Source organism: Flavobacterium sp. DW-iso2, assembly GCF_058725285.1.
Genome location: NZ_JBZXDY010000014.1, coordinates 32,015 through 56,689, shown reverse-complemented (window position 1 = coordinate 56,689; position 24,675 = coordinate 32,015). Strand labels below are relative to the sequence as shown.

Genomic DNA, 24,675 nt, shown 5'->3' with positions numbered 1-24,675 from the left:
AATAATGGAAAGTCTAAAACCCTTATCAGATTTCTTTTCAGCTATTGAGAAGGATTACCGTATTAGTATCACGCATATCGGTGTTTATGCCGCATTGTTAAAATATAGTGGGGATAGGGGTTTTACCAGTCCGATCCAGGTTTTTAGCTATGAAATTATGCGTATAGCAAAAATATCTGCATCAAGCACTTATCATAAATGTGTCAAAGAATTAAATGAGTACGGCTATATTAAGTACGAACCTTCTTTTAAGAGAAATCAAGGGAGTAGGATTTATTTTAAATATATATAGAATTTAAATAATTGTATCAACATAATAAAAAGCCCCTTATCGGGCTTTTTTTGTTAATAAAAATAGGGTAATAATGGAAAATGAATTAAATGAAAAGGGAAAAATTACTGCTAAAAAAACCATGAAAATACTTAATTCGGGGGGAATATGTGTTACTCTTGAAGAAGCTGAAGCAATTTTGGTGTTTATGAAAAAAATAGCTAATATAGCGGTAACTAAATATTTACAAACATGAAAAAGGTAGCTGATTTATATATACGTGTAAGTACAGACGAGCAGGCGGATAGAGGATATTCCCAGCGAAATCAAGAGGAAGTTCTTCGGAAGTATTGTGATATTAATTTTATTGCGGTACGAGATGTAATTTACGAAGATCATTCAGCTAAAACATTTAATAGGCCGCAGTGGAAGAAACTTCTACTAAATTTAAAAAAATATAAAAATAAGACGGATTTTATACTTTTTACAAAGTGGGATAGGTTTAGTAGAAATGCGGGTGATGCATATCAGATGATTAGTCAACTTCGAAAGTTAGGAGTAGAACCTCAGGCAATGGAACAACCATTGGACTTAGCGGTTCCTGAAAATAAAATGATGCTGGCATTTTACCTTGCGGCTCCTGAGGTCGAAAATGATCGTAGAGCCCTCAATACATTTCATGGTATGCGACGAGCAAAGAAAGAAGGGCGCTATATGGGAATAGCTCCATTCGGTTACGCAAATAAATCTAAAGAAGATGGGCAAAAGTATATAAGTCAGATAGAACCTAGGGCTTCAGTAATGCGATGGGCATTCGAGGAACTATCAAAAGGTGTATTCAGTACAGAACAAATATTTCTTATGGCCAAAAAAAGAGGTTTTACAAGAGGTAAAAGTAATTTTTGGCTTCTAATCAGAAATCCTATTTACTGTGGAAAAATTTTTATTCCAAAGTATAAAGATGAAGAAAGTATGTTTGTAGTAGGGCAGCATGAGGCAATTATTTCAGAAGGATTATTTTATAATGTTCAAGATATTTTAGATGGTAAATCCCGAAATTATCGAGCAAAGATTGAAACTATAGAGGAGTTTCCTTTACGAGGATTCTTTACATGTCCTAAATGTGGGAAAAAATTATTGGGAAGTAAATGTAAAGGACGCACTAAATACTATTACTATTATCATTGTGTATCGGAATGCAAATATCGTATAAATTCAGAAGTTGCTAATGAGCTATTTGTAGAGAATTTAAAAGCATATGAGCCACTCCATGAAGTGAAAAAAATCTATACAGCCGTCTTAATAGAAACGCATAGAGATTTGACGGATAATGCAAGAGAAATGAAGCGGCGAATTTTAGAACAAGTAAAAAATTATGAAAATAGATTAAGCAATGCGCGAGACTTACTTTCAACAATGCAAATTGATCCGTCAGACTATAGGCTGATGAAGCTTGATTATTCTGAAAAGATAAGTAAGTTAGAATCTGAATTATCTGAAATAAGTAGCGATAAACAAAGTATAGCTGGACTATTGAATAGTGGTATTGAAAATCTTATTAGACTGAACAACAGCTACAATGATGCTAGCTTAGCAGACGCAAGGGAATTAATTGGTTTAATTTATCCCGAAAATTTCACAATTCGTGGGGAGCAAGTACAAACCACTAGAATCAACAAGGTTATCGAGTCTATATACATGATTAACAATGAGTTAGGTCGAAAAAAAAACGGGACAAAAGAGAATTTTTTCTCTTTGTCCCGTAAAGTGACCTTGACTGGATTGTGCATAAAATTCATAAATACCAGTAAATACAGGCTATTACGGTGACTTTCTACCAGCAGTGTCCTGAAAAGTGCGCTCTACAGTGTACTTGCATTCTGATTAAGAAGTAAATATATATCTTTTTTAAACAACTTTTTACAAGTCCTAGAGTATAAGAAGTATAAAAGTTTAAAAAATGGAAACAACATTTTATCTAAAAGATAGTAAAAAAGAAGAATCGGTAATATATTTCAAATTTGTGAATCAAAGTAAAGAAGTTATTAGATATTCAACAAAACAGAAAATATGCAAGAGAGATTGGGCAAAAGGATACCCTAAAACAAAGTCGTGTACTTTTAGTCTGAGAAAAGACCTAGATTATTATAAAATAGTAATAAATAGTTTTATCATTGATAAGATTACACTAGAAGGACGTCAACCTTCCAAAATGGAATTACAACGTTGTATAGATAAGGTGCTGAATGGTGAAGAAGTAGAATTCAACGACACTCTTGCACACTATGTAGAAGAATTTTTAAATGATGAAGATTTAGAGCTTGAAGATTCAACTATTCGATTAAAAAGGACGCACTTGAATCATTTTTCAAAAACAGTAGGGTTAAAATTAAAACTTATTGATTTAAATGAAACTGTTCTAAAAAGTTACAAAAGGAAATTAAAAAAAGAACCAGGTAGGCAAAGACCAACAATCAATAATTATATAAAAAACATCAAAGCTTTTTTGCGTTGGATAGAAGAAAAGAATTACGTAAAAGTTGATTTAAAAAAATATCTTAAAAGGGATAAAGAAGTGGATTTAGAAGTTATTGCTCTTGATCGTACCGAATTACGTGCAATTGAAAATGCACATTTTAATGATGTGTTAATTCAGAATCAAATTGATATCTTTTTAGTTGGTTGCTACACTAGCCTGTCTATTTGTGATTTGAAGAAAATAAGTAAAGAAATTATTAGTGATGAGAATTTTTTCAAAATCCGACGAGTAAAAAACAATAATGATCAGACTGTTTTTTTAATAAATCAAGCAATTAATATACTAAGAAAACATAATTTTAAATTACCTTTCATTGCTAATTCCAGAGGTTCTGCGCTATTGAAACGTGCTTTTAAAATTCTGAAATTAGATAGAAAAGTCAGAACTACAATACAGTATTCTGACGGAAAAACAAAAGATGTATATAAGAAATTGTCAGAGGTAATTAGTTGGCATAAAAGCAGAAAAACTGCTATTACCATGCTTCTTAATAATGGTGTGCCAATTTCAACGGTTATGCAAATTAGTGGTCATAAAAAAAGCGAAACATTGAATAGATATAAAGCATCATTTGATAATGTTATTTCTGACGCAATGTATAAAGTTCGTTGATAGTAAGGTAAATTATAATATGAAGTTATTGTCATAAAGCTACTATTTCAGGTAGCTGTATGACAATGATTTCTTTTGATTTTATACTTCCATTCGATGGGTAATCAATTTTAGCAGCAAGCATTATATGTTCTCATGTATCTGTCATGATATAAATGAATAGAAATTAAAATGGTGATCACATAGTAATTACTAATTATTAATCTAAAAGAAAAAAAAATGACCAAAACTGAAATTATTGATAAATGTGGATATTATGATATAAGTAATTACCACATAAATGATGACGGATCAATTAGCGTTGACGGCGATGTTAATTTATCTGGAATGCAGCTATCTGAATTACCAGTTAGATTTAAATATGTAAGTGGTCATTTTCAGTTAGACCGTAATTCTTTAAAATCATTAATTGGAAGTCCTAAAAAAGTAGGAGGTTCTTTTAGTTGCAGTACTAATGAACTAGCCACACTTGAATTTTCCCCAATTGAAGTTGGTGCTAATTTTAATTGCCAAAATAATAATTTGGTTTCGTTATTAGGATCACCAACTCATATTGTTGGTAATTTTAATTGTTTCGACAATCTTTTAACAACTTTAATAGGCGGTCCGTTGACGGTTGATGGCGATTATTACGCTTATAATAATAGCCTTGATACACTAATAGGATCACCAAAGGTTGTAATTGGTGTATACCACGTTGGTGGAAATAATTTGACAAATTTATTGGGAATCCCCTGCAAAGTTGGAAGTCTTTACTTCGACGATACAATAACCTCTACTTACAGTGGCTATGAAGACTGCTACGTGCAGGATTACGTTCGCATAAACGGGCAAGACCCAACAAGATTTCAAATAAGATTACCACGAGTAATAATGAGAAACGAAGATAAGCTACGCATTATCCTTAAATATCAACGGTATTTTGAAATTTGGAACGATAACTTTTCTTTAAATCCAGTGAATTTTGATGAATTGTTATATGAAATTGATGATGGATTACTTTAGATGCAACATCTATTTTTGCGACCCATAACTGTCTTACATTAAAAGTAAGCATGTAAACTGGTATTTCATGATTTACTGATAGTGACTATTTCGATTTTAGTTCACATTTGAAATTCTTTTTCTCAAAAAAATCAATCATCATTTGTTTTGCACCAACGTAATCACTTGTTTTTACACGCATGCTGTCATGTACAGGTATTGCAGGTATTTTATTTTTAGAAAGTAAATTATAAACACCGTCTATCATTAATTTGCTTTCAGCCTTTTGCAATAAGATTGAAAAACTCTCATATCCGTTTTCATTTTTGTAATCACTTATTGACTGCATTGTCTTCGGGAATAACTTTTTGAGTCTTTTGGGATGAGAGTTTACCTTGCCAAAGAGGGCAATCATCATATATTTTTTTGCTTCATCCCTACTCATTTTCATCTCTATCTGTATATATTCATATAAAGTCCCATTCTGAGCATTTTCTATAAAATTATCATCGAGCGCAAAAGTGCTCATATTAGAAAGTATGGCAAATTGAGCATTATTGATATCAATTTCAGTAGTTTTTTGACCATCAAGATATATGTATTTGAATAATTCTCTCTTCAAACTAGTAAGATTGTGATCTAGTCTGTTATTAGTCAAGTTTCTTGACGCATAAAAATTTCTTATTTTAATATTTTCGATGCTGAACGTGTAGCACATTTTAAGTTCTATTCTTTTCCTAGCAATTAAGCTTGACACCGATTCCAAATAGAAATTATCATTAAGTTGAATTAGTGCCACATTTTTTCTATTTGCAACCACTAACCAATAGCATCTATGCTTATTAATTTCTTCACCATTTATTGTGATTGTAATCATATTTTGAGTTATGCTTGAACCTATTATAATTTTAGTTATTTGCTTTTCAACTAATTTCGTTATGTAACCGAATACAGCATTGTCGACAGTGACCATTTCCAAATTTTCTTTAATTTCTTTGAATGTCACTCTATCATCAATTTTATTGATTCCTTGAAATTTTGTAAAATGAACTGGTTGATTATATATCAAATCGGGACTTAAAACGTATGATTTGCAGAACGCATCTGTTTTTTCATCACCAGTATAATAGCTACCGTCCGTTATTAATATTTGAGCATTTTCTATTTCACGCTTAACTTTGCGCAGGTCACCGTTCGAAGTCGATATTGCTTCGAAAAATGTAGCTGGGAATGGCTTTGGGATACGAAAATCTACATCATCTTTATCTAGTAAAAAATCTCGATAAATAACAGCTACTAACATTCTTGCTTGCAGGTAATATCTTTTTTGGTCAAAATCAATAGCATCGATTGCTAAGATTATGCTTGTTGGAATTATTTCTTTCATATTTTCATGTTTTTATTGCGATTAAACCGTCCTATTGTGAACAGTCTATTCGCATGAATCAATGTTTATACAGTATAAAAGACGTTTTGTTTAGTTTTTTTATAATTTTTGGTTTAGGTACATAAAATGGATTTGTATCGTAATGGGAAGTTTTGCCTATCCAATTACTACTCAGGCATCACTTTAATAGCTAGTAACTTTATTGTGTTTATTAATAGTGAATTTTTACTGGGTCAATGATAGCAATGGCTAAGAGAGAAAGTAGGCAACATATAATAGTAGTTAAATCTTCTAATTCATCTATTCTATCTTTATTAAAATAGTATTGTATATATGATTAAATTACTTTACTACAGTTGGTGAATGTTAACTTAGAAAGTAGGTAACATATAATAAAGGTTAAATCATCTAAGATTATCTATGTTATTATTGAATTGATATGATATAAGCTTTAAAACGTAACCTTTCACCATGCTACCTTCATAGACGATAATTTATAAATTGGCAAATTGCCTTAGAGAACTTCGCCCACCGCAGCCCCAAGCGGAGTGGGTAGTGAATTATAATTGATAATTGCTTATTTTTAAAGAGGAAACATTGAAGTACTGTATCTAATCAATTACTTCAATTACTAAATATTGTAGAATATGCCTTAAAAGCAGTTCATCCACCGAGCCGCAAGCGGAGTGGGTAGTGTGATATCGCAAATTGCTGCAATACGTGAATATTGAAGCGAATTTGCGCTTTATCTAGGGTATATATCAAAGAAAAAATATAAAATTAAATACAAAAAAATACTACATAATGATCTATTTCACATTACATAACTGAAAATTATTTTTCATCTCATGACTGAGCAAAATTGCAATGCTCAATTTGTAAATTGTATATTTGAAGGACATTTTATATTTAGATCATTAAATAATTCAGCTATTGTAAGGTAAATTTTCAGTACTAATTATAGCAGTTTAAAAGGGTTTATTTAAACTGATTCTTTGTTACTGTATTGCTTTAAAAAAAAAATCAAAATCAGATTGTTATTTTATTGCTATTATTTTATTTTTTATTCAATAGACCTCTCAAAAACAACACTTCTTGTTCCAAATGACTAATACGATCTTCGTAGCTTTTTTTGAGTTCCTCTGGGAAGTTATTGTTATACATTATATGAGCTTTTCCTGAATGTGAACAATTATTAAAAACCAAATTATCTTCAAAAGAAACCAAGTCAATAGGTTCTATTTCTAATATTTTAGAAATATTTTCTATCCGTTGCCAATCCAGTTTAATATCATTGTTTTCGATTTTAGAATAGGCACGTTGTGATATTTCCAGTTGTCCAGCCATATATTCTTGAGTAAAACCCTTTAATTCACGTACTTTTCTAATTTTATTACCAATATTTCCTTTCATTTTAGTTTTAATTTAGAACCAAAAATAGGTAATTTAGAACAATATTGCCCATTTTTATAATTTATTTTTCCTTTCATTTGTAAGAGTAGTTATCCATTCGGATTACTATTATCAAAAAAAGGAGTTGTCCGAAAATCCTTTAAAGAGTAGGAAAGATAATAAATATTAAAAAAATGAAAAATTTAGTAAAAAGAATTGTCGAGTTAGCTTACGGAGCAAAAATTCATGCTGATCACACTGCTATTAAAGGTAAAAAAAGTGGTGGAGAACGTGATAGTAATGGTACAGATTGGAAAAAAATAGGTACTAGTATAACTAGTTAAATGATGTCATTATCTATCGTAAGGGTATTTATTACCCTTACGATAGATAATCATTCTAACTTTAGGGTATTGCATTTTTCCAGTATTATTTTGGGTAATACAATTGCAATGTTTTTTGACAAATACACCCAAATGATAATAAATAAAACAACATAAAATAATATAAAAATGTTAGAATCTATCGAATTACTTAAAAAATTACTAGAGGACCCTATCCTTAATCAAGATGCAATAGAAGCAACTAATAAAATGATTGAAGACGAAGCTAAACATTTACAAGAATTATCAAATCAAATGACTGAAATACTTAAAAAGTAGTTTGTTTAAAATTTTAGAACATAAAATGTTACTAGTGACTTATTAAATATGGCAAATATAATTTACGGAACTATAAGAGAATGTATTGGAGATGATTTGGCTATACTACGTGTTAGATCTTATGCTCTTGATAATACTTTCGACTTTGGTAATAAGGATTAGCTTACAATTAAATTTTCCAACATAAATATGAACTGTTCTATAAAAGATTTACTAGGTGAAAGTTTAGAAATTATAATTTCTGAAAATTCAAATAAACCGAATGGTATTTTTAATGGAAGTGGGAAAGTTATAAGAATAATCTCTTCGGAAATTTTTTATATATGAATATTATTTCCCTACCAATTTCTCATTCTACTTTTCAATATGTTTTCGATCCAGTAACTGGATTGCTACTAGAAAAGGAAATGAAATTGAAGAAAAAAAGCCAGCAAGTTCCTAATAAAAAGTTAGAAAAAGCAATCCATAGTTGTAGTAAGCCATACCTTTTGAGAAAAGGGGTTTATAAAAACGATGATTTTATCAATGATATTTTCATTAAATTTTATGTTTTTGCATTAATCAAGACTTGTAAAGTTTCATTCTTACTAGGTAAAATAGTAGCTAATTTTGGTCGTCCAATATTTGACTCTTCTCAGGAAGCCATTGATTATTTCCGAAAACTTTATCCCGGTGCTATTCAAAATGATTTATGTTATCCTAGATCTTTGTTTGCTGCTAGTACATCTAAAAAATTCGCAAAGGAAGGCGTTATGTTTATTGGCATATTTCTGCCTTCAAAATCGATGCATGCATGGATTATTGAAGACGGCATACAACCAGATTGTTACGATAATATGTGGATAAATTTTCAACCTGTAGCAGCCATATATTAATGAAAATAGCTTCAAACTATATAGAAGAACCTAGCACACATTTCCGCTTATTGTCTACTGGAGAAAAACTACCCCAAATATGGGGAAATCACAGCAAAGGGATTTGGAAAAATATTCAGCCTGAAATTTTTGAAAAAAATGTAAAACTCGGTGCATTAAACCGATCACAATGTCAACCAGTAATTGAAGATATTCTTCCAGTTTATTCAGGAATGCTGTGGAATGAAGAGAAGAAGATTTTAACAGACCCTTGTTTTCAACCGAAGTTGCAGTACACAGATATCAATGATTTTTTGGAAGCTAGTGCCATTTTTTTTGATCAGTATAAATCAAAACATATTGGTGTACAACTCAGTGGTGGTTTTGATTCTAGTATAATTATTACATTATTAAAACATTTTAAAATTTCTTTTTCATTAGTCGGAATGAGTTCTAGCCGTTATGAATTTAGAACCGAAAGATATATCCAAGAATTACTTGCACCATTAGGTAAAAATACTGTTTTAATTGATTTTGAAGATTATTTACCATTAAGTCAATTGGAAAAAGTACCGGCTCACCAACATCCTGACATGCTTAATTTGAATTATCATACTAATAAAGCTATGGCAATTGAATGTCAAAAGATGGGTGTAGAGGTACTTTTGACGGGTAGTGGAGGTGATAATTTATTTGCAGAACCAATTCAAATGGATGCACTTGGATGCACTTGGATGCCTCAGGTTTTTAGAGATTCGTGGTTGGATGATCTCGCTTATGCACCTCATAGCATAGAAGTAGTTCCTTTTTATGCCGATTTGGGTATCATGAATTCTGTATATAATTTACGTTTAGGACAAGGAGAGGATAATACTAAATTATGGGCTAGACAGTTTTTTAAAGACTTTTTGCCACAAGAGCTAATTAATTACACATATTGCGCAGATTTTTGGGGATTGTATATTGATGGTTTATTGAATGCAGTTCCTACAATTCGAAAGCTCTTTGAACATGCTTATGACATAACGGCTAACCCCTATTTTTCTTCTCAGAATACTAATGAATTGCTGAACCAAGATTTACGTGATGCTCAAAAAACGATGTATCAAGGAATAGAATCTAGAGTCTCGCTAGCGGTATGGCTGAATGGTTTATTTGAAAAAAGCTAATATTCAAAATTAGAAAAATGCGTTTTATTGTACCTATATCGGAATTTGATTTTTATTCAAACTTGGATGAGGATACGCATGAAAACTTCCCAGTATTAGATGCAAGTACCTCTGTAAATTATTTGAAAGCTCATTATTTTGAATCATTGGCTAAAATCGGAGAAATCATCAAAGTGAGCTCTAGCCAAGATTCGGAGTTACTAAAACAACTGTGCACTCAGGATGATGTCATTTTTGCTACATTTCACGAAAACCCACCTGATGATTTAGCTTGTCGGTTGTTACAACATACCAAAGGAGCACTTATGACAACTGGGGGATTTCTAAATCGATGGTCTTTCAGGGAAGCAACGCTTAATATTGTCACAAGTCAACAACAAAGTAATCAGTTATATAATGGCTTAGGTGAAGTAGCCCCTACATTGGGGGTTTTTGTACCTAAATTAAACACCGATATATTTTGTTTACCTACTGATATTGAAAGGGAAAGTGCCAAAAAATGGTTTAAAGTAAAAAAGGAATACTTTCATATTGTTTATGCTGGTAGATTTATTGCAAATAAAGGTATAGCCCAGCTTATAAGAGCATTGAATATCTCTGGTGAACAAAATATTAGAGTTACATTGGTTGGTGATTTTGAACCTGACTTTTTTATTTATCAAAGCAATGCTAACCACACAACCTTTTCGCAGTTTTTTGATAGAGAAATACTAGAATCTAATAAATTCTGTGATTTGATTTGTCTAAAATCAATGGATCACCATACTCTTCGAAGTTTATTTTGGTCGGCAGATTGTTTTGTTTATCCTTCCTTTCATGAAGATGAAAATTTTGGTATTACGCCAAGAGAAGCTATACTATGTGGCTTGCCAACAGTTGTTTCAGACTTTTGTGGTTTGGGACAATTAGCATCGATTAAAGGAGGTCTAGTTAAAACTTACCCTACGCTTGGAGGTGTACGATACAGTTTAAAACAACTAAGCGAAGAGATCATTAAAATTAAATCATGGACAAAAAAGGAACATAGTAAAAATAAACACTTCAGTGCCGAATGGGTCGCTGACGAATGTAATCCCGATAAATCCATTGAACTATTAAAAAGAGAAGCATTTAAATTACTTAAGATCCTTCCAACAGAAGCACCAATAGGAAATTGGCGTTCAAAAGAACGTTTTGACAAATGGATGGAACAAGCCCCAAATTCGTTTCAAGAAGCCGTTAAATTAAACTCAAAACTTTATCCAGAGGGACTTTATGTTGATGGTACGGGAGATATAGGTATCGGATGGTTTTCAGAGCCACATTTTTTTACAGCAATACAGGGGCTTTATACAACCTATTCCAGTCCTCAAGAAATTGTGAAAGGAAATGGTTATCGTGGATTCTGGCGTATAAAACTTTGGGAGGAAGAGAAAGCAATTGTGGAATTTGGTTTTCCAGGTCCTCGAATCAAGAGATTTAATGAAATTGATTGGAAGTTTCTAAATCAAAGTGTAAAAAATATAGATGATCCAGTATTCTATCCAAATAGTGAAAAAGATGCAAAATTGATTCAGGAATTAGTGGTGCTGGGCTATTTAGTACCAGATGAATTTTAAGAAAATAGAGATAGGGAAAAAATTTAAACAGCAATTTTTAAGTCTTGAAATAGAATTTTAAGGTTACTGTGGTTCTACTTATAAAAAACAGAATTAAAACATATATGGAAAAAAAGTTTCAAATTATTTACCCTTCCTCAGAAGAAAATAAGCAAGAGATTCATTGGCTTTGGAAAGAAGAAGCCGAAGCAATGCAGAAGGCTGGGATTACAGTTGGTTTAGATCCAGATAGTAACTCTGAAAATTTAATGCACAGGGGGTTTTGTATATATCAAGAAGAAAAATATCCACAGGATAAACGATTTATCAACAAATTTCAAAATCTTATAGATTATACACGCTTATCAACATATTATCCACATATCGCAGATTTAAGTATTGAAACCTTTTTTGTCGATGAATTAAATCAGGAAGTCCCTAAATTAATTTATGATAAAGGTTGGGATAAAGCGTTTATAAAAAATGATGCAAAGGCTTTAGAGCATGTTGAGGAAGGTAAATCAGTCTACCCCACTACTTCTTTGGAAGAAATGAAAAAGTTATATGATGAGTTTATTGTTGATGGTAAGTATGCCATCAGAAAGTTTATTGAACCAGAGAAGATTCAACAAGAAGAACGTTATTGGGTGTTGAATGGAAACATATACCACAGGTACAATATTATACCAGAAGTGGTAATAGAAGCAACTAAGAGGCTGAATAAATTAGGTAGTCGCTATTATACAATTGATGCTACACCAGAGTTTGTCGTAGAAGTAAATCCTGGGGAATCATCAGATCGACATGCTGTTAATTCGGCAGATCTTTTTGCAAGTTGGATTAAAAAAGAATTCGCATCATGAGTAGCAAAGTAAAATATATGGCTTTTGGAGATATTCACGGATGTTTCAAGGCGGCAGAATCTGCTGTAGCTTTAGCAGGACAATGTAAAGCTAGAGCAGTTTTCCTAGGTGATTATGTAGACTATAAAAATAATGGAAAAGAAGCTATATCAGAAAATTTAGTTCCTCAATATTCGTGTATGCAAGTTTTAAAAACACTTATATCAGCCAAAGAGAGCAATCCTGATTGGGTGTTTTTAAGGGGCAATCACGATCAGATGTTATTGGATTTGATAAATGGTAAAGAACATCCGCAAGGGTACGATTCTCGAACCAGAGAACAAGCATATGCGGATTGGTTAATCTCGCCAGGTGATTTTCAGAGCCAAGTTGTGAATTTTTTGCAAAACACTCATCTCTATTTTGAAACATCACAATTTATTTTTGTTCATGCACCACTTAGAGATACACAGCATAATTTGCATGAAAAAACACAAGATGAATTAATATGGAACTATGAGTTCGAGCCTGCTTGGGAAGGTAAAACATTCATTCATGGGCATAGATTGACTGAAGAAGTGAGTTATAATCAAAGAGGTGTAAATATAAATACCGAATGCGGTTATGGTGGTGTTTTGACAGGTTTACTATTAAATGACAAAACTGCTGAGATAATAAGCTGCTTTACAATAAAAGAAAATGGAATTATAATTCCCACGCAATCAGTGAAAACTGATTAGTTGCTGGATTGTTGTTTCAATCCTTTAAAAGTTAAATGTAAAATAACCCAATTAATGAATAATATGAAAACAGATCCATCGATTATTAATGAATTTAGTATTAAAGAACATTTGAATAGAATTGTTAATAAAAGAATCAATATTCTAAGCCCCTTAAATTATAGAACACAAATTGATTTAGACCGACAACTCTTTAAATTATTTGATTCTGGTTTTTTAAAAATTCGTGTAAATGGGTCGCTGAAAGAGTTAGTAGATAACTTAAAAATTGATTCCGATAAAAACTATGTTATTGAAGTTGTGATTGATAGGTTGGTGTTGGGACCTGATTTAGAAAATTTAAATAGATATCTCGAATCAATAAAAATTGCATTGGAAGTTGGAAATAATAGGGTGTTGATAGTAGATAATGATACAAATGAAACTATAATAAATAAGTCAATTCCTAGTCGAGACTCACAGCTTAAATATGGAATAGAAGTAGATAAAACTCAAAGCTATAGTATGAATGGTAAATGGGTGTGTAAAGAACGAGGAATAATAGAACGAGGTAAAGAACTGTTTTTCTACGATTCACGAGATGGACAAGAGTACCCTCTCTATGTTGATCAGCATTCTATTTGGTTTGCTAAAAATTTAGCTTTTAAAAACGCTGAATATTCTATTGACGGAAGTGATGTTTTGTATAAAAACATCCATAATAATAAAGATGAATTTGTACCGTACGGTTGGCTTTTACCTACTATTGCAGACTGGAATTTTTTAAGTTATTCAATTTCAGTATCTGAACATCCACTTTATGCTAGACATGGTATTTTAGGCGATAGGCAATGGGCAACACCATATTCTATTTTAAGTTGCGAAGGTTTGTATTCAGAAAACTATAGATTCAAAATAGGGCGTTTATTTCAAGTTATAGATATTGATGAATATAATTATATTTCTATTTATGATATAGAAAATAAATGTGTAATAGAGGAAGAGGGAACTATGGGTTTTGGTAAGTCGCAGTACTTTGACCCTGATAGATTTCGATTACTTCAACAATGGAGTCCAGGACTTTATAATCCACCTTATAAATCGAGTACAGTCAGAGACCTCAGTGCACTAAGATTTAATGAACCTAGTCTAGAAAAATTTGGTATAAATCCGGGAAGTCCTTTCTTTTATATTGATGGGGGCTTTAATAATTGCTTAGAAATCGTGAAATATGGAAATAATCGTATATCTAAAGTCGATTTTGGTTTGCCAGTGCGTTGTTTTACACCATTAGACAGAGATTTACTAGATAAAATTCATAAATCAAACTATAGTTTTTCATTTGGTATTGAAGAGCCCTTTTTTGAAGGTTTTGACGAAGCATCCTTTGAAACGTTAAAAAAATCTGATTTTATATATTCCCAATATTTACGAAGAAACAGTAAACACATTGATGAATTAAATAGACTTATTAAAATTAGGAGAGATTTTCCGATATGATTTTTTAATGCTAAACTTATTTCAAAATGTAAAGTGAAGTCGAATCGTAAACTTATATAACCAATTTTGAGATTGTTTAGATGGGCTTAATTGAAAAGATTATAGGTGTTGAAAAAGGTAATAGATTTCAAAACCGATTACCTTTTTTTTAATATCTCTGTGAATTGGGTACTATGCCAAAAAAATTGCGTAAGTATTACAAAATTAACTCGATATTATATTTTTTTTCGACTATCAAATATTTATAAAGAATAATTCTTGCACATATGATAAAGATTTAAATTGTCATTTTAAAAGCAATTTTTTGTAACGTTCTAATTCTTTGTAGTAAACGGTGATGTTGTTCTGGTCATATGTTAATTTTATTTATTTTTTTTTGCTCTAGATTTTAGCCCATATATTGATATTGATAGTATGTAAGAAGCCTCTTCAATACTGTAAAATTCTTTTTGGACAGGTATAATGGTAGCTAATTCTTCAACAGCCTGTTTAAGTCTTTCCTCTATAATTAGAGCTATAATATCGTTGAGGTTATCGTTTATTATATTTATTTTTTCTTTCATATCAGTTGATTTGATATGTATAGTTAAAAAAAATAGCTTTTGTTTAGATGTAACTGAAAATAAATTGATTTTTTTTTTAAAATAAATATATAAATTTTTTAATAAATATAATGGAAAGTATTAAAATTCAAAATAACGATGAATATTGTGGGATACTATGGGAAAGATCTAAAATTAAAGCGAGTCAAATAGAGTTTGTATTGCAAGAAAACACGAGGCACTATCATCAAATTCGTTTTTTTAGTGAGTCGTTAGTGATTGTTAATTCTGATGCTAATAATAGGGTAGATTACAATATAATGATATCACAACAGTATGTAAAGAATGATAGTAACTATTTATATGATAATGAAACTCACTTTTTTTTTGGCGGTACTGCATCATCGGTAACTATATTTAGTAATTTATTGTTTAAGCATATAATCGAACTTCCATTTCTATTAATTAGGCTAACAAATGAAGAATATCGTCAGGATTATGAATCGGAGATACTGGACGATGATGAACTTATTGAAATTTATAATATTGATGAAGTTCCCATTCGTGAAGTACTTTTCATGCGTCTATATTCAGATGATAAAGTAGTATTTTTAAATTGTAAATTTATTAACTCTACGAAAAAAAAATTCGTAATATTAACCGAGAATGACTCCGTTGCTCAATTTGTGAACTGTGAATTTGAAGGAGATTTTATCTTTAAAGCAACGCATAATTCTGTTATTCTAAACTAGCGTGTCCAAAAACCGGTTTATATGTAGTGTAGGTTAATATTTAAGAACTAGAAATGCACTTATTTACATAAGATTACCCTATCAATTGAGAAACTTCATGGAGTTTGTTAAACTTATAGGGGAGAAGAAAGACCCTGAGGTTGAAGTGAAATTGCATCTTATTACGAGTAATAATGAAGATTATATTGAAGGGGCTAAAGATGCATTCGAGCAAATGACTTATTCTTTTGAGTCAATAGGGATTCTTTTTTCTTATGAATTTGATGATTTGATACATGACCGTTCCATTGATTTAAATAATGGATGGAAGGTTGTTTTAGGCAGAGGACTTGATATTTGGCAGAAGACTGGCGGTTGGTACGATGTAAATGAATACATTCAAGAAAAGAGGCTATGTAAGGCTTGTGAATTGACGTTTATAAAAAATTAGATGACTATGTTTAAGAACGAATCCGCCACAATAAAAAATTGCTCTTTTCGTAAATGGATCAGCGTAATGTTGTAAAACATGTTCTAAATATGCTGGTTTATACTTAATTACATGATTTTTAGAGCTCGTAATTTATATTTCCAATAGTCTGACTGCACAAGAATAGATTATTATGTTAACCAATTTAAAGTGTGGATTAATACTAAAATTATCTTTATTTTTAAAAGAACCTTTCCGAACACTACTAGATCGCGTAGCTACAAAGTGCCAAGTTCTCTAATTACTTAAAATAAGTATATTAGAATTGTATATATAATATTTTTTAAAAGTAATTCGGTGAGAAAAAATGATGAAGGTTTATAGGCAGACTGGTATTCAGTAAAATTAAATTACAACAAAATGGGAGATAGTAAAATACAAAATGAGATAATTAGGAAAGCTATAGAGTGTGGATTACAACCAGATGGCAAAGGATACGTTTCTTCAAATGTTGAAAATATTATTTCTACAGTTAAGGGGTGGAATCAGATTGAAAAAGATTTAGAAAAAGGGCAAGGAAATGAATTAAAGGTTAATAGATATGGAGTTATTCCATTTAATGCAGTACATTCTTCTGCTGCGTTGTGCGTGAATAACTTTGGACTATTAAAAATGAGATTAAAAGAATTTACATTTTTAAACTATTCCGCCTTTGACGAAGCTACATTTGAGAAAAAACTGCCAACAGGAATTAGTACGCCAAACCTTGATTTTTATCTAAAAAATGAAAAAGTTATAATCGGAATAGAATCAAAATTCACAGAAATTTTCAAGGAAAAATTACCGAATAGGGGCGGGAATCTTGAGAAATATTTGAATCGAAAAGAGTTAGAGTATCTTCCAAATTCATTTTTGAATATGATTGAAAGTTACGTGAAAAGCTCAAAAAAAACATACCTTGATGTTTCTCAGTTAATTAAACATACTATCGGGTTAATTAATGCTTCACGTAAAATGGATAACTATCCGCATCCGGTTTTAGTATATATTTATTGGATACCTTTAAATTGGTATGAATTTGATAATTTTAAACAGCATAATAATGAAATAAATGAGTTTAGATATTCAATTAGCAAATTTATCGACTTTGTTCCAATGTCATATTTAGAATTTTGGAATCATTATGAAAATGAAACAACTTTAAAAGAATCGATTTCTGAAATGAAAATAAGATATGAGTTAAAAATTTAAAAATAAAATAACTGTAAAATGGAATTGTTATAAAAAATTGAGAAACTGAAATCGGATGCTTCTAAAACATATAATAATTAAATTAAACCTAGGACAGCAACGTACGGTTTCAAAACCGCAACTTTACCGATATTAAATCGTTACCATCGTTATGTCTGACACCCTAAAATAGTTCTCAAAGTGGAACTGCAATTAGGAAAACATTCCCGTAAATTTTAGTATTCCAAACTCTCTGCACGATTTTATTTATATTAATTTTTCCTGCCTTCCTTGTAAAATCAAAATGCTCTTTTCTAACAATAATTTCACATCTTCTACTTCCATTTGAGAAACAGCTGTTCCCTTTGTTGGAACAAATAATTCTCTCACATCGACATCAAGTACTTCTGCTATTTTTAATAGTAGTTGAATAGTTGGTAAATTCTTTTCACTTGAAATATTTGAAATAGTTGTTGTTGAGACATCAACTCTTGAAGATAGTTCATCCCGTGACATTCCCTTTAATGCCATCATTTCTTTTAATCTTAGTACAGCCATTTGAATAATTTTTACAAATATAATAAATTAATAAAGTGTAGCTTGATTAATTTAAATAAATATCAAATATAGCTTGTTTATTAAACAAGTAGTACTTATCTTTGCAGTGTATTAATCAAGTATTGCTTTATAATAACTGCATTATGGAAATCGCTGAAACAATCATTGCACAAGTCAAAGTAGCTGACAAATGGGCATTAATGGCTTATGGTTCTACAAACTTTATGGTATTACCTGAATCAAAGGATTATCAAGGAGGACTACAATTCCAATGTTCAGGTTTTAGACACAAAGGAACTGTTAGGATTCAATTAAAATGGATTGATACTTATACTATTACTTTTTTAGATAAAAAAGGAGATATAAAGAATGAGGTCGAAGATGTTTACTGTGATATGCTCGTAGATGTTTTAGATTGGATTGAAGGGAAGTAATTCCCTTCTTTGGTTTCATGTTTTAGATTTAGGCTATAACCATAATATGAAACATGTTCAACATCGTAGACTCGACAAAACCAACACTATTGTTTTAAATAAATTTAGACTCTAATTATAAAACAAAATCACCTAAAATTCATCACTATGTTTTACTTCTATTCAAGAATCTCAACCGCCCAACAAAATTCAAGTCGCCAGCTAGAAAATTTCAAATCTCATGTTGGGTACGATGTCGAAAAAGTTTTCATTGAAAAAATTCAGGGTAACGTTCCTTTTTTCGAACGCCCAGAAGCAAATAGAATGTTTGATAAAATAACAGACAATGTAGAAAGCTGTACTGTTGTAGTTGATTCAATCGACCGTCTGGGTCGCAACCTACTAGACATATTACATACTATCGAGACTTTTACTAAAAATGGTATCAACTTAAAATCCCTAAAAGAAGGATTCACAACTCTATTAGATAATCGTTTGGAAAATCCAATGGCAAAGCTAGTAATTAGTGTAATGGCTAGCATTGGTGAAATGGAACGTAACCGAATTAAAAGCAGAACTGCTGAGGGAATAGCAATCGGCAAAGCTCAGGGTAAATTTAAGGGGCGTAAATTAGGAAGCACTCAATCCGATGAAAAATTATTGGAACGCCATCAAACTATCCAAAAGAAGTTACAGAAGGGACTAACCGTTAGGGAAATCAATGAAATAACTGGAGCTTCATCAGCCACGATAATTAAAGTGAAAAAAGTGATGTCTAAGAGGAAAATGATATAACTGCAAATATGATCGGTAATTTAAAAATATTTTCATCGCCGAGACAGACTTACGTTTTACATTATTTAGGTGGTTGCGACAGTTTTTAAAATCTACTAATAGATAGTTTAAACAATTTTCTTCTCTTACCTCACTTTTTAATTTGTTAATATTATAAGGTAGTTCTGGTTAATTGTTTAAAACACACACAATTGTTAATATATTTTCGTGCATGTCATTTTTGTTATATTCTCATCCTAAACGGCGGGTTCGTGACCCCACCTGTGGATCGACACAGTGTTTTTTTTGAATTAAATTATGAAAATCAGCTATTTTAGTGATTTTAATGCATTTATTGAGTTAAATAACAAGTGTTTTTTTGAAAATATCGAATATGATTTCTTAGAATTCCTATATAGCTTTGCACAAAAAAATATCAATATATGGAAAAAGAATATATAGGAAAAGTCATTAAAATTAAACCAGAGGAAGGATTTGGTTTTATTTCTTCAGAACAATATGAAAATATCTATTTCAAGGTTGCAGTAAATTCGGTAATCTTGAAGGTAAATGACCTTGTTTCATTCAGTTTAGATAAACAGTGCGCAAGTCTGCAAACCAAATTTGTAAGGAAAATTTATGTGAATAGTTATGGAATAAAATTTATGTCAAGAGTAAATACTACACACAACCATCTTGATTTAGATAAGATTTTGCCAATGATTTATGACTTTGTTAAGGATTATAGCGAAGACTTTATTGAAAAGGAAATTACTTTTGATTTTGCCATTGGTAAATCAATTTGTTTTCAAACAAATGAATCAGATACTATCATATATGCCAAGCGAAAGAATCGCAATGGACATAGTCGTTTCGTACTTAATAAGAGCCCAGTAGAAACAAACTCAATTTTCGTTGTTTTAAAGAAAACGGAGATAGGATATTTGATCATAACAATTTATTGCGGTAGAAAAGCACATAGAGAACCATTTGACCCGTTAGCTACAAGGGAAGATTTCAAATTTTGGCAATCTCATGCGCTAATGTACAATGGAAAGGACATCTTAATTGATAGTATAACTACGGAATGTCCATGGGATTTTAATACACTTTGTATAGATGTTTAATTGTGCAAAATTACAATGATACACTCTTAACTAAAGGAGGTAATCTTTACAATCCTTAGAATAAACACAAACAATTTACTTTATAATACAGGATATCTGAAAAACAGGTGTAGGACAACTATGGTCTAAAATGAAATAGAATTATTGTTAAAGAATGAAATAAAAATGTAAAAAAAATCAGAGAAATTTTAAAATGAACAATTAACCAAATTAAAAATAAAAACATGAAGAAAAAATTTAAATATAATACATGTGTAGAGGCTATGGATGCGCTAGTACTTTCATTAGAAGTGGACTTTAAATGGGAATCGATAGAAGAAGTTGATTTTTGGCTTCGAGAATTCCTAAGAGATAAAAGTAATGATAATGATTACTTAAACACTGTAATCAATATGATAGGATATGATTATTGGGCTATAAAACAATGGTTTTTTATTCAAGAGTCCAATCAAAAGTTATGGACAAATAAAAGTTTTAGTTTGATAAAATTATGGGCTAATTCATTTAGAGGTAATGAATATTAAATGAGCAGCTTAAAATATATTAATAATCAAAAAATAGAAAAATTTAATAATTAGCCTAAAAAATGTACCATGATAAACACAGATACAAAATTTTACCATTATACAACAAAAAGGGTTCTTGATGAAATTATTAGCAGCAAGACGATAAGACTTGCAACAAAAGATGTTCCTAAAAAAGAAAAACCAGTTGCTTGGGTTTCTGTAAATCCAACATGGGAGCTAACTGCAACTAAAATGATGAAAACAATTGACGGTAAAATTCAACAATTAACATTCTATGACCAGCTTTCTCACTTTGGTTGTGCTAGAATACAAGTTAAAAATTATGGCTTAAATACATGGAAAAAGTTAATACACATCGCGAGAATAAGCAGCGATACTGTAAATTTCTTAGAACATAGAGGTCGCACAATGGGAGGAGAACCATCTGAGTGGTTTGGTAGTATCTATCCAATTGCAATTGAAAAGTGGATTAGAGCTGAAACATTTGTAGATGGTGAGTGGGTTGAGTACCAAAAATTTTAAAACATCGGAAAGCAAATTTTTCATATTGCATTACTCAATGGATCCACCATTGCTTCTTGGGTAGCTTTTAGTTGCATATTCTGATTTTATTTTTTTCTCTTTAAAGAAATCACTAACAATTTACAGCAGAGTAATCGATACCTAGTTAATAGGTATAGAATTTCTGTTGTCTAAAATGAAGTAGAATTACTAATAGGATGAACAAGAAAAATTCAATAAACAGAGATAGTTAAGTATTAATCTTCAACAAAAAAAAACTATGAATAGTAGATTTAAAAATAATGTAAGTCAAAAAAATTTGGATACGGTAATACTTTCCATTAATGTAGTTTTTTTTAATAGGAAATTATACAAAAGTAAAATGTTAATTGGCTTTGGTTAAATGTTTTAGTTGATCCAATCGGAACTTTTTAGCTGATTATTAAAGATTCGTTCTTTGTACGAGCAGTAAATCATGAACTATCGACAAATGAAACAAATAAAGCGATCAAAAGATGCTCTATTTCTTAGTAATATTAACCCCGAGAGAAATTACAACAAATATGATGAATTGGGAAAATAGACCATGAAATTTAAAGTAAACGCGTAAAAAAAAGTAAGCCTTGGATTCAAAAAATCATAAGATTATGCAGAAATAAGTTTTGCAACTAAATTAAATATATTAAAATAACCTAAGCCACTCTAAGCTACGAGCTGATAGGCGGTATCAATATTATAAACAATTAAAACTATTAAAATGTATAAAAATATCACAACAGTAGGAAAACACTTTAACAAATTCTTTAATTACACGGGGATTTATACAATCAATGATGATTTAACTATTGATGTCTACGGTGACGTAACGATCAAAGGGGATTACAATGATTTTAATGAACTTCAAATCCAATTTGGTAAAGTATTTGGAGAGTTTAATCTTGGATATACTAAGTTAACCACCCTAAAAGGATATCCTGCCTAAGTTAATACCGCTTGGATTTATTGTGAATTATTAGATAATCTAGATTATCTGCCAATGATTAACGAGTCAGCAATATTAAATTCTATTTGGAATCTAGATTTAGCTAATCTGCTAAAAATACATGAGTTAAGGGAAGAATGGAAAGTTATACTAGAGGTGGGTTTAGAGCCAGGTGAAGATGGTTGTGAATCTGGTGATTACGGATATTGGGAACATAATGTGATTCCAAGACTAATAGAATTAACTCAAAAAAGTTAAATATTAAAATATAAAGAAATGACAAAAAATAAGATCGTTGCATGATGTAAGCAATATAGTATTAGAAATTATACCATTACTGAAGATGAATCCATTGATGTAGATGATGATGTAGCGATACAACTAACCAAGTTAAACAAATTGCCACTAAACTTTAATAGAGTTAGTGGTGATTTTTATTGTGATTTTAATGCTTTAACTATGCTCGAGGGATGTCCGAGATATCTAGGTAACATCTTACAACTAAAATTAATGGTGAGTTACAACATGACCTTAATAATGGGCAAATACGGAATTTTGCAATCAATGCAATATTAAATTAATTCCCACTGTTTTAATAGCTGGATTACTTAATGTCCGATCGAAACAAATGATTCCTTCTAAATCATCGTGAATGTATGTTTATTGATTGTTGCTACTTAAAGTGCTTATTATTGGCTTAAAATAGATAATTATAATCCATTTAGCAAAGATAAATGTTAGTATTGCAATGTTAATGTCAAGTATCACTATGCTCTTATTGAAGCCAAAATATCAGCAATAATAGTAATACTATATAGTAAAAAGGGTAGTTCACTTTCGGGCTACCCTTTTTTTATTCTGACAGTTTGTTTTAGAACTACAAAAAAAAGCTCACTTTGGACATGCTAACTTATCCCGCAGATTGAGTTATAACCATTATTGTCTTTACTTTAAAAGAGATTTTTTGTAGCGCTCTAATTCTTTGTAATGAACAGTGATATTATTATGGTCATATATTAACTTTATTTGTTTCTTTGCTGCTCGTGATTTTAATCCGTATTCGGAAATAGATAATATAGTAGAAACATCTTTTAGACTATAAAATTCTTTTTGAACTGGCATGGTAGTAGCTAATAAATAGGTAGCCTCTTTAAGTTGTTTCTCAATAATTACCGCTATTAAATCGTTCAGGTTATCATTAATTGCATTTATTTTATCTTTCATATCTTCGGTTTTGATATGTTATATTGTAAAAGAGAAGCTTTGTTTATTTTTTAACGTAAAATAATATAAGTTTTTCACCTTGGGATCATGTTTTTGATAGAAAAAGGAGAGTGTACTAGCAAGTGTACTGTATAGTGTACTGACTACTATATTAGATATTGATGGATTTTTGTTATCTTAGCTCTGATTAGTTGATTTTAGAGGAATTTTAACTAGAAAGTATAAAAAAACCCCAACATCTGTTGGGGTTTTGTGACCTTGACTGGATTCAAACCAGTAACCTCTTGAGCCGTAATCAAGTGCGCTATTCAGTTGCGCCACAAGGCCGTATTGCGGGTGCAAAGTTAGGAATAAATGTGTAATTTGCAAGTCTTATTTAATATAAAATTAAAAAAAATGTCTTTAAAAAAGTATATACGTGATATTCAAGGATTTCCAAAAGAAGGAATTTTGTTTAAAGACATTACTCCTTTGTTAATTGACCCAAAAGGAAGAGCGGAATGTTTAAAAATATTGGTCGATTCCTTAAAAGGAAAGCAAATCGATAAAGTGATAGGAGTGGAGAGTAGAGGATTTTTCTTCGGAATTCTGATCGCACAAGAATTGAATGTTGGTTTTATTCCAGTAAGAAAACCCAATAAATTGCCTTTTGACACTATTTCGGCAAGCTATGATTTAGAATATGGAACCGATACTTTAGAGATTCATACGGATGCGATCCAAAAAGGAGATAGGATACTGATTCATGATGATGTCCTTGCTACTGGAGGAACGGCACAAGCAGTGTGCGAACTAGTAGAACGGCTGGGAGGTGAAATCGTTCAATTGAATTTCTTAATGGAAATCTCTTTTCTAAAAGGAAGAGAAAAAATTAAGGAATACGAGATTTTTACGGCGATTACATATTAACCTAAAGCGCGGGTTGTAACATAATAGCGGTAGCCAATGATTGCCATTTGCCACTTTTTGGCTTTGGTTAAATCTAATCTTTGCGCAGTAAAACTAGGTAAAATTACTTTGTTGATTTGGGCTAAAATTCTGTACATAAGGATTTTTATTTTCGACAAAGATATAAAAAAAGACGGTCATGGTGATGACCGTCTTTTTTGGGTTTTAATAGTGCTATGA

At 30.8% G+C, this 24,675-nt stretch carries 30 protein-coding genes and 1 tRNA gene; 24 read left to right on the top strand and 7 right to left on the bottom strand.

The window, feature by feature from the left end; genetic code table 11:
• Nucleotides 1-4: 4 nt before the first annotated feature.
• From AC4PRO_RS11060 to AC4PRO_RS11040, 5 genes are all read left to right on the top strand, one after another.
• Nucleotides 5-292 (top strand): hypothetical protein, encoded by a 288-nt coding sequence (locus tag AC4PRO_RS11060; RefSeq protein WP_492117386.1) that lies wholly within the window; start codon nucleotides 5-7, stop codon nucleotides 290-292.
• 73 nt (nucleotides 293-365) lie between these two features.
• Complete coding sequence (locus AC4PRO_RS11055; protein WP_159086048.1) at nucleotides 366-527, top strand: hypothetical protein; 162 nt, start codon at nucleotides 366-368, stop codon at nucleotides 525-527.
• On the top strand, nucleotides 524-2,101 hold the full coding sequence (locus AC4PRO_RS11050) for a recombinase family protein (protein ID WP_492117385.1): 1,578 nt from the start codon (nucleotides 524-526) through the stop codon (nucleotides 2,099-2,101). Before AC4PRO_RS11055 ends, AC4PRO_RS11050 begins: the two co-directional genes overlap by 4 nt.
• Before the next feature lie 130 nt (nucleotides 2,102-2,231).
• The gene (locus AC4PRO_RS11045) at nucleotides 2,232-3,422 is read left to right on the top strand and encodes a tyrosine-type recombinase/integrase (RefSeq protein WP_492117384.1); all 1,191 of its coding nucleotides are present in this window, start codon (nucleotides 2,232-2,234) and stop codon (nucleotides 3,420-3,422) included.
• Between the two features lie 219 nt (nucleotides 3,423-3,641).
• Nucleotides 3,642-4,427 carry a hypothetical protein gene (locus AC4PRO_RS11040; RefSeq protein ID WP_492117383.1) on the top strand — a complete coding sequence of 262 codons (786 nt, stop codon included), beginning with the start codon at nucleotides 3,642-3,644 and terminating at the stop codon, nucleotides 4,425-4,427.
• An 85-nt stretch (nucleotides 4,428-4,512) separates the two neighbouring features.
• Here AC4PRO_RS11040 and AC4PRO_RS11035 read toward each other — a convergent pair whose 3' ends face one another.
• On the bottom strand, nucleotides 4,513-5,793 hold the full coding sequence (locus tag AC4PRO_RS11035) for a hypothetical protein (protein ID WP_492117382.1): 1,281 nt from the start codon (nucleotides 5,791-5,793) through the stop codon (nucleotides 4,513-4,515).
• Nucleotides 5,794-6,849: 1,056 nt separating this feature from the next.
• Entirely contained in the window at nucleotides 6,850-7,206 is a 357-nt protein-coding gene (locus tag AC4PRO_RS11030) for a helix-turn-helix domain-containing protein (protein ID WP_492117381.1), read from the bottom strand.
• 173 nt (nucleotides 7,207-7,379) lie between these two features.
• Between AC4PRO_RS11030 and AC4PRO_RS11025 the strand changes: the two genes are divergently transcribed.
• From AC4PRO_RS11025 to AC4PRO_RS10990, 8 genes are all read left to right on the top strand, one after another.
• A complete protein-coding gene (locus AC4PRO_RS11025) occupies nucleotides 7,380-7,529 on the top strand; it encodes a hypothetical protein (RefSeq protein WP_492117380.1) in 150 nt (49 codons plus the stop codon).
• A gap of 168 nt (nucleotides 7,530-7,697) precedes the next feature.
• Nucleotides 7,698-7,847, top strand: coding sequence for a hypothetical protein (locus tag AC4PRO_RS11020; protein WP_492117379.1), 150 nt, complete (start codon nucleotides 7,698-7,700; stop codon nucleotides 7,845-7,847).
• Between the two features lie 323 nt (nucleotides 7,848-8,170).
• On the top strand, nucleotides 8,171-8,722 hold the full coding sequence (locus AC4PRO_RS11015; RefSeq protein ID WP_492117378.1) for a hypothetical protein: 552 nt from the start codon (nucleotides 8,171-8,173) through the stop codon (nucleotides 8,720-8,722).
• Nucleotides 8,722-9,870: an asparagine synthase-related protein gene (locus AC4PRO_RS11010; RefSeq protein WP_492117377.1), complete on the top strand. Its 1,149-nt coding sequence runs from the start codon at nucleotides 8,722-8,724 to the stop codon at nucleotides 9,868-9,870. The genes AC4PRO_RS11015 and AC4PRO_RS11010 overlap by 1 nt, the downstream gene beginning before the upstream one ends.
• Nucleotides 9,871-9,887: 17 nt before the next feature.
• On the top strand, nucleotides 9,888-11,468 hold the full coding sequence (locus tag AC4PRO_RS11005; protein ID WP_492117376.1) for a glycosyltransferase: 1,581 nt from the start codon (nucleotides 9,888-9,890) through the stop codon (nucleotides 11,466-11,468).
• Nucleotides 11,469-11,572: 104 nt separating this feature from the next.
• A complete protein-coding gene (locus AC4PRO_RS11000) occupies nucleotides 11,573-12,310 on the top strand; it encodes a hypothetical protein (RefSeq protein ID WP_492117375.1) in 738 nt (245 codons plus the stop codon).
• Complete coding sequence (locus AC4PRO_RS10995) at nucleotides 12,307-13,029, top strand: metallophosphoesterase (protein ID WP_492117374.1); 723 nt, start codon at nucleotides 12,307-12,309, stop codon at nucleotides 13,027-13,029. The genes AC4PRO_RS11000 and AC4PRO_RS10995 overlap by 4 nt, the downstream gene beginning before the upstream one ends.
• 54 nt (nucleotides 13,030-13,083) lie before the next feature.
• On the top strand, nucleotides 13,084-14,508 hold the full coding sequence (locus tag AC4PRO_RS10990) for a fibrobacter succinogenes major paralogous domain-containing protein (protein ID WP_492117373.1): 1,425 nt from the start codon (nucleotides 13,084-13,086) through the stop codon (nucleotides 14,506-14,508).
• Between the two features lie 362 nt (nucleotides 14,509-14,870).
• Here AC4PRO_RS10990 and AC4PRO_RS10985 read toward each other — a convergent pair whose 3' ends face one another.
• Nucleotides 14,871-15,071, bottom strand: a complete 201-nt coding sequence (locus AC4PRO_RS10985; RefSeq protein ID WP_492117372.1) for a hypothetical protein — start codon at nucleotides 15,069-15,071, stop codon at nucleotides 14,871-14,873.
• Nucleotides 15,072-15,181: 110 nt separating this feature from the next.
• Here AC4PRO_RS10985 and AC4PRO_RS10980 point away from each other — a divergent pair, with 110 nt between their 5' ends.
• The 3 genes from AC4PRO_RS10980 (at nucleotide 15,182) to AC4PRO_RS10970 (ending at nucleotide 17,462) form a co-directional block, all read left to right on the top strand.
• Nucleotides 15,182-15,802: a hypothetical protein gene (locus AC4PRO_RS10980; RefSeq protein WP_492117371.1), complete on the top strand. Its 621-nt coding sequence runs from the start codon at nucleotides 15,182-15,184 to the stop codon at nucleotides 15,800-15,802.
• Nucleotides 15,803-15,863: 61 nt separating this feature from the next.
• Nucleotides 15,864-16,232, top strand: a complete 369-nt coding sequence (locus tag AC4PRO_RS10975) for an MIT C-terminal domain-containing protein (RefSeq protein WP_492117404.1) — start codon at nucleotides 15,864-15,866, stop codon at nucleotides 16,230-16,232.
• Nucleotides 16,233-16,631: 399 nt separating this feature from the next.
• The gene (locus tag AC4PRO_RS10970; RefSeq protein ID WP_492117370.1) at nucleotides 16,632-17,462 is read left to right on the top strand and encodes a PGN_0703 family putative restriction endonuclease; all 831 of its coding nucleotides are present in this window, start codon (nucleotides 16,632-16,634) and stop codon (nucleotides 17,460-17,462) included.
• Nucleotides 17,463-17,708: 246 nt separating this feature from the next.
• On the opposite strand, the gene AC4PRO_RS10965 is transcribed toward AC4PRO_RS10970, so the two are convergent.
• Nucleotides 17,709-17,999, bottom strand: a complete 291-nt coding sequence (locus AC4PRO_RS10965; RefSeq protein ID WP_492117369.1) for a helix-turn-helix transcriptional regulator — start codon at nucleotides 17,997-17,999, stop codon at nucleotides 17,709-17,711.
• A gap of 143 nt (nucleotides 18,000-18,142) precedes the next feature.
• Here AC4PRO_RS10965 and AC4PRO_RS10960 point away from each other — a divergent pair, with 143 nt between their 5' ends.
• The 7 genes from AC4PRO_RS10960 (at nucleotide 18,143) to AC4PRO_RS10930 (ending at nucleotide 22,581) form a co-directional block, all read left to right on the top strand.
• Nucleotides 18,143-18,433 carry a hypothetical protein gene (locus tag AC4PRO_RS10960; protein ID WP_492117368.1) on the top strand — a complete coding sequence of 97 codons (291 nt, stop codon included), beginning with the start codon at nucleotides 18,143-18,145 and terminating at the stop codon, nucleotides 18,431-18,433.
• A 147-nt stretch (nucleotides 18,434-18,580) separates the two neighbouring features.
• Nucleotides 18,581-19,207: a recombinase family protein gene (locus tag AC4PRO_RS10955; protein WP_492117367.1), complete on the top strand. Its 627-nt coding sequence runs from the start codon at nucleotides 18,581-18,583 to the stop codon at nucleotides 19,205-19,207.
• Between the two features lie 422 nt (nucleotides 19,208-19,629).
• Entirely contained in the window at nucleotides 19,630-20,313 is a 684-nt protein-coding gene (locus AC4PRO_RS10950) for a hypothetical protein (RefSeq protein ID WP_492117366.1), read from the top strand.
• A gap of 263 nt (nucleotides 20,314-20,576) precedes the next feature.
• Nucleotides 20,577-20,837, top strand: a complete 261-nt coding sequence (locus tag AC4PRO_RS10945; RefSeq protein ID WP_492117365.1) for a hypothetical protein — start codon at nucleotides 20,577-20,579, stop codon at nucleotides 20,835-20,837.
• A gap of 69 nt (nucleotides 20,838-20,906) precedes the next feature.
• On the top strand, nucleotides 20,907-21,362 hold the full coding sequence (locus tag AC4PRO_RS10940; protein ID WP_492117364.1) for a hypothetical protein: 456 nt from the start codon (nucleotides 20,907-20,909) through the stop codon (nucleotides 21,360-21,362).
• Between the two features lie 736 nt (nucleotides 21,363-22,098).
• Nucleotides 22,099-22,323, top strand: a complete 225-nt coding sequence (locus AC4PRO_RS10935; RefSeq protein WP_492117363.1) for a hypothetical protein — start codon at nucleotides 22,099-22,101, stop codon at nucleotides 22,321-22,323.
• A 54-nt stretch (nucleotides 22,324-22,377) separates the two neighbouring features.
• Nucleotides 22,378-22,581 carry a hypothetical protein gene (locus AC4PRO_RS10930; protein ID WP_492117362.1) on the top strand — a complete coding sequence of 68 codons (204 nt, stop codon included), beginning with the start codon at nucleotides 22,378-22,380 and terminating at the stop codon, nucleotides 22,579-22,581.
• A 687-nt stretch (nucleotides 22,582-23,268) separates the two neighbouring features.
• Here AC4PRO_RS10930 and AC4PRO_RS10925 read toward each other — a convergent pair.
• Nucleotides 23,269-23,547, bottom strand: coding sequence for a hypothetical protein (locus tag AC4PRO_RS10925; protein WP_492117361.1), 279 nt, complete (start codon nucleotides 23,545-23,547; stop codon nucleotides 23,269-23,271).
• 253 nt (nucleotides 23,548-23,800) lie between these two features.
• Nucleotides 23,801-23,874, bottom strand: a tRNA-Arg gene (locus tag AC4PRO_RS10920).
• 69 nt (nucleotides 23,875-23,943) lie between these two features.
• On the opposite strand from AC4PRO_RS10920, the gene AC4PRO_RS10915 reads away from it, so the two are divergent.
• Nucleotides 23,944-24,456: an adenine phosphoribosyltransferase gene (locus tag AC4PRO_RS10915; protein ID WP_074722152.1), complete on the top strand. Its 513-nt coding sequence runs from the start codon at nucleotides 23,944-23,946 to the stop codon at nucleotides 24,454-24,456.
• On the opposite strand, the gene AC4PRO_RS10910 is transcribed toward AC4PRO_RS10915, so the two are convergent.
• Nucleotides 24,453-24,593, bottom strand: coding sequence for an SsrA-binding protein (locus AC4PRO_RS10910; protein ID WP_074722150.1), 141 nt, complete (start codon nucleotides 24,591-24,593; stop codon nucleotides 24,453-24,455). The two genes, AC4PRO_RS10915 and AC4PRO_RS10910, sit on opposite strands and share 4 nt — an antisense overlap.
• Nucleotides 24,594-24,675 lie beyond the last annotated feature (82 nt).

Excerpts from the sequence above, each read along its gene's own strand:
- AC4PRO_RS10980 (WP_492117371.1), top strand. The coding sequence starts at position 15,182 with ATGGAAAGTATTAAAATTCAAAATAACGATGAATATTGTGGGATACTA.
- AC4PRO_RS10925 (WP_492117361.1), bottom strand. The coding sequence starts at position 23,547 with ATGAAAGATAAAATAAATGCAATTAATGATAACCTGAACGATTTAATA.
- AC4PRO_RS11005 (WP_492117376.1), top strand. The coding sequence starts at position 9,888 with ATGCGTTTTATTGTACCTATATCGGAATTTGATTTTTATTCAAACTTG.
- AC4PRO_RS11010 (WP_492117377.1), top strand. The coding sequence starts at position 8,722 with ATGAAAATAGCTTCAAACTATATAGAAGAACCTAGCACACATTTCCGC.
- AC4PRO_RS10955 (WP_492117367.1), top strand. The coding sequence starts at position 18,581 with ATGTTTTACTTCTATTCAAGAATCTCAACCGCCCAACAAAATTCAAGT.
- AC4PRO_RS10930 (WP_492117362.1), top strand. The coding sequence starts at position 22,378 with ATGATTAACGAGTCAGCAATATTAAATTCTATTTGGAATCTAGATTTA.
- AC4PRO_RS11055 (WP_159086048.1), top strand. The coding sequence starts at position 366 with ATGGAAAATGAATTAAATGAAAAGGGAAAAATTACTGCTAAAAAAACC.
- AC4PRO_RS11030 (WP_492117381.1), bottom strand. The coding sequence starts at position 7,206 with ATGAAAGGAAATATTGGTAATAAAATTAGAAAAGTACGTGAATTAAAG.
- AC4PRO_RS10990 (WP_492117373.1), top strand. The coding sequence starts at position 13,084 with ATGAATAATATGAAAACAGATCCATCGATTATTAATGAATTTAGTATT.
- AC4PRO_RS10910 (WP_074722150.1), bottom strand. The coding sequence starts at position 24,593 with ATGTACAGAATTTTAGCCCAAATCAACAAAGTAATTTTACCTAGTTTT.
- AC4PRO_RS11045 (WP_492117384.1), top strand. The coding sequence starts at position 2,232 with ATGGAAACAACATTTTATCTAAAAGATAGTAAAAAAGAAGAATCGGTA.
- AC4PRO_RS10970 (WP_492117370.1), top strand. The coding sequence starts at position 16,632 with ATGGGAGATAGTAAAATACAAAATGAGATAATTAGGAAAGCTATAGAG.
- AC4PRO_RS10940 (WP_492117364.1), top strand. The coding sequence starts at position 20,907 with ATGATAAACACAGATACAAAATTTTACCATTATACAACAAAAAGGGTT.
- AC4PRO_RS11060 (WP_492117386.1), top strand. The coding sequence starts at position 5 with ATGGAAAGTCTAAAACCCTTATCAGATTTCTTTTCAGCTATTGAGAAG.
- AC4PRO_RS11020 (WP_492117379.1), top strand. The coding sequence starts at position 7,698 with ATGTTAGAATCTATCGAATTACTTAAAAAATTACTAGAGGACCCTATC.
- AC4PRO_RS11040 (WP_492117383.1), top strand. The coding sequence starts at position 3,642 with ATGACCAAAACTGAAATTATTGATAAATGTGGATATTATGATATAAGT.
- AC4PRO_RS11050 (WP_492117385.1), top strand. The coding sequence starts at position 524 with ATGAAAAAGGTAGCTGATTTATATATACGTGTAAGTACAGACGAGCAG.
- AC4PRO_RS10950 (WP_492117366.1), top strand. The coding sequence starts at position 19,630 with ATGGAAAAAGAATATATAGGAAAAGTCATTAAAATTAAACCAGAGGAA.
- AC4PRO_RS10915 (WP_074722152.1), top strand. The coding sequence starts at position 23,944 with ATGTCTTTAAAAAAGTATATACGTGATATTCAAGGATTTCCAAAAGAA.
- AC4PRO_RS11025 (WP_492117380.1), top strand. The coding sequence starts at position 7,380 with ATGAAAAATTTAGTAAAAAGAATTGTCGAGTTAGCTTACGGAGCAAAA.
- AC4PRO_RS10945 (WP_492117365.1), top strand. The coding sequence starts at position 20,577 with ATGGATGCGCTAGTACTTTCATTAGAAGTGGACTTTAAATGGGAATCG.
- AC4PRO_RS10935 (WP_492117363.1), top strand. The coding sequence starts at position 22,099 with ATGTATAAAAATATCACAACAGTAGGAAAACACTTTAACAAATTCTTT.
- AC4PRO_RS11015 (WP_492117378.1), top strand. The coding sequence starts at position 8,171 with ATGAATATTATTTCCCTACCAATTTCTCATTCTACTTTTCAATATGTT.
- AC4PRO_RS11035 (WP_492117382.1), bottom strand. The coding sequence starts at position 5,793 with ATGAAAGAAATAATTCCAACAAGCATAATCTTAGCAATCGATGCTATT.
- AC4PRO_RS10965 (WP_492117369.1), bottom strand. The coding sequence starts at position 17,999 with ATGGCTGTACTAAGATTAAAAGAAATGATGGCATTAAAGGGAATGTCA.
- AC4PRO_RS10985 (WP_492117372.1), bottom strand. The coding sequence starts at position 15,071 with ATGAAAGAAAAAATAAATATAATAAACGATAACCTCAACGATATTATA.
- AC4PRO_RS10960 (WP_492117368.1), top strand. The coding sequence starts at position 18,143 with ATGGAAATCGCTGAAACAATCATTGCACAAGTCAAAGTAGCTGACAAA.
- AC4PRO_RS11000 (WP_492117375.1), top strand. The coding sequence starts at position 11,573 with ATGGAAAAAAAGTTTCAAATTATTTACCCTTCCTCAGAAGAAAATAAG.
- AC4PRO_RS10995 (WP_492117374.1), top strand. The coding sequence starts at position 12,307 with ATGAGTAGCAAAGTAAAATATATGGCTTTTGGAGATATTCACGGATGT.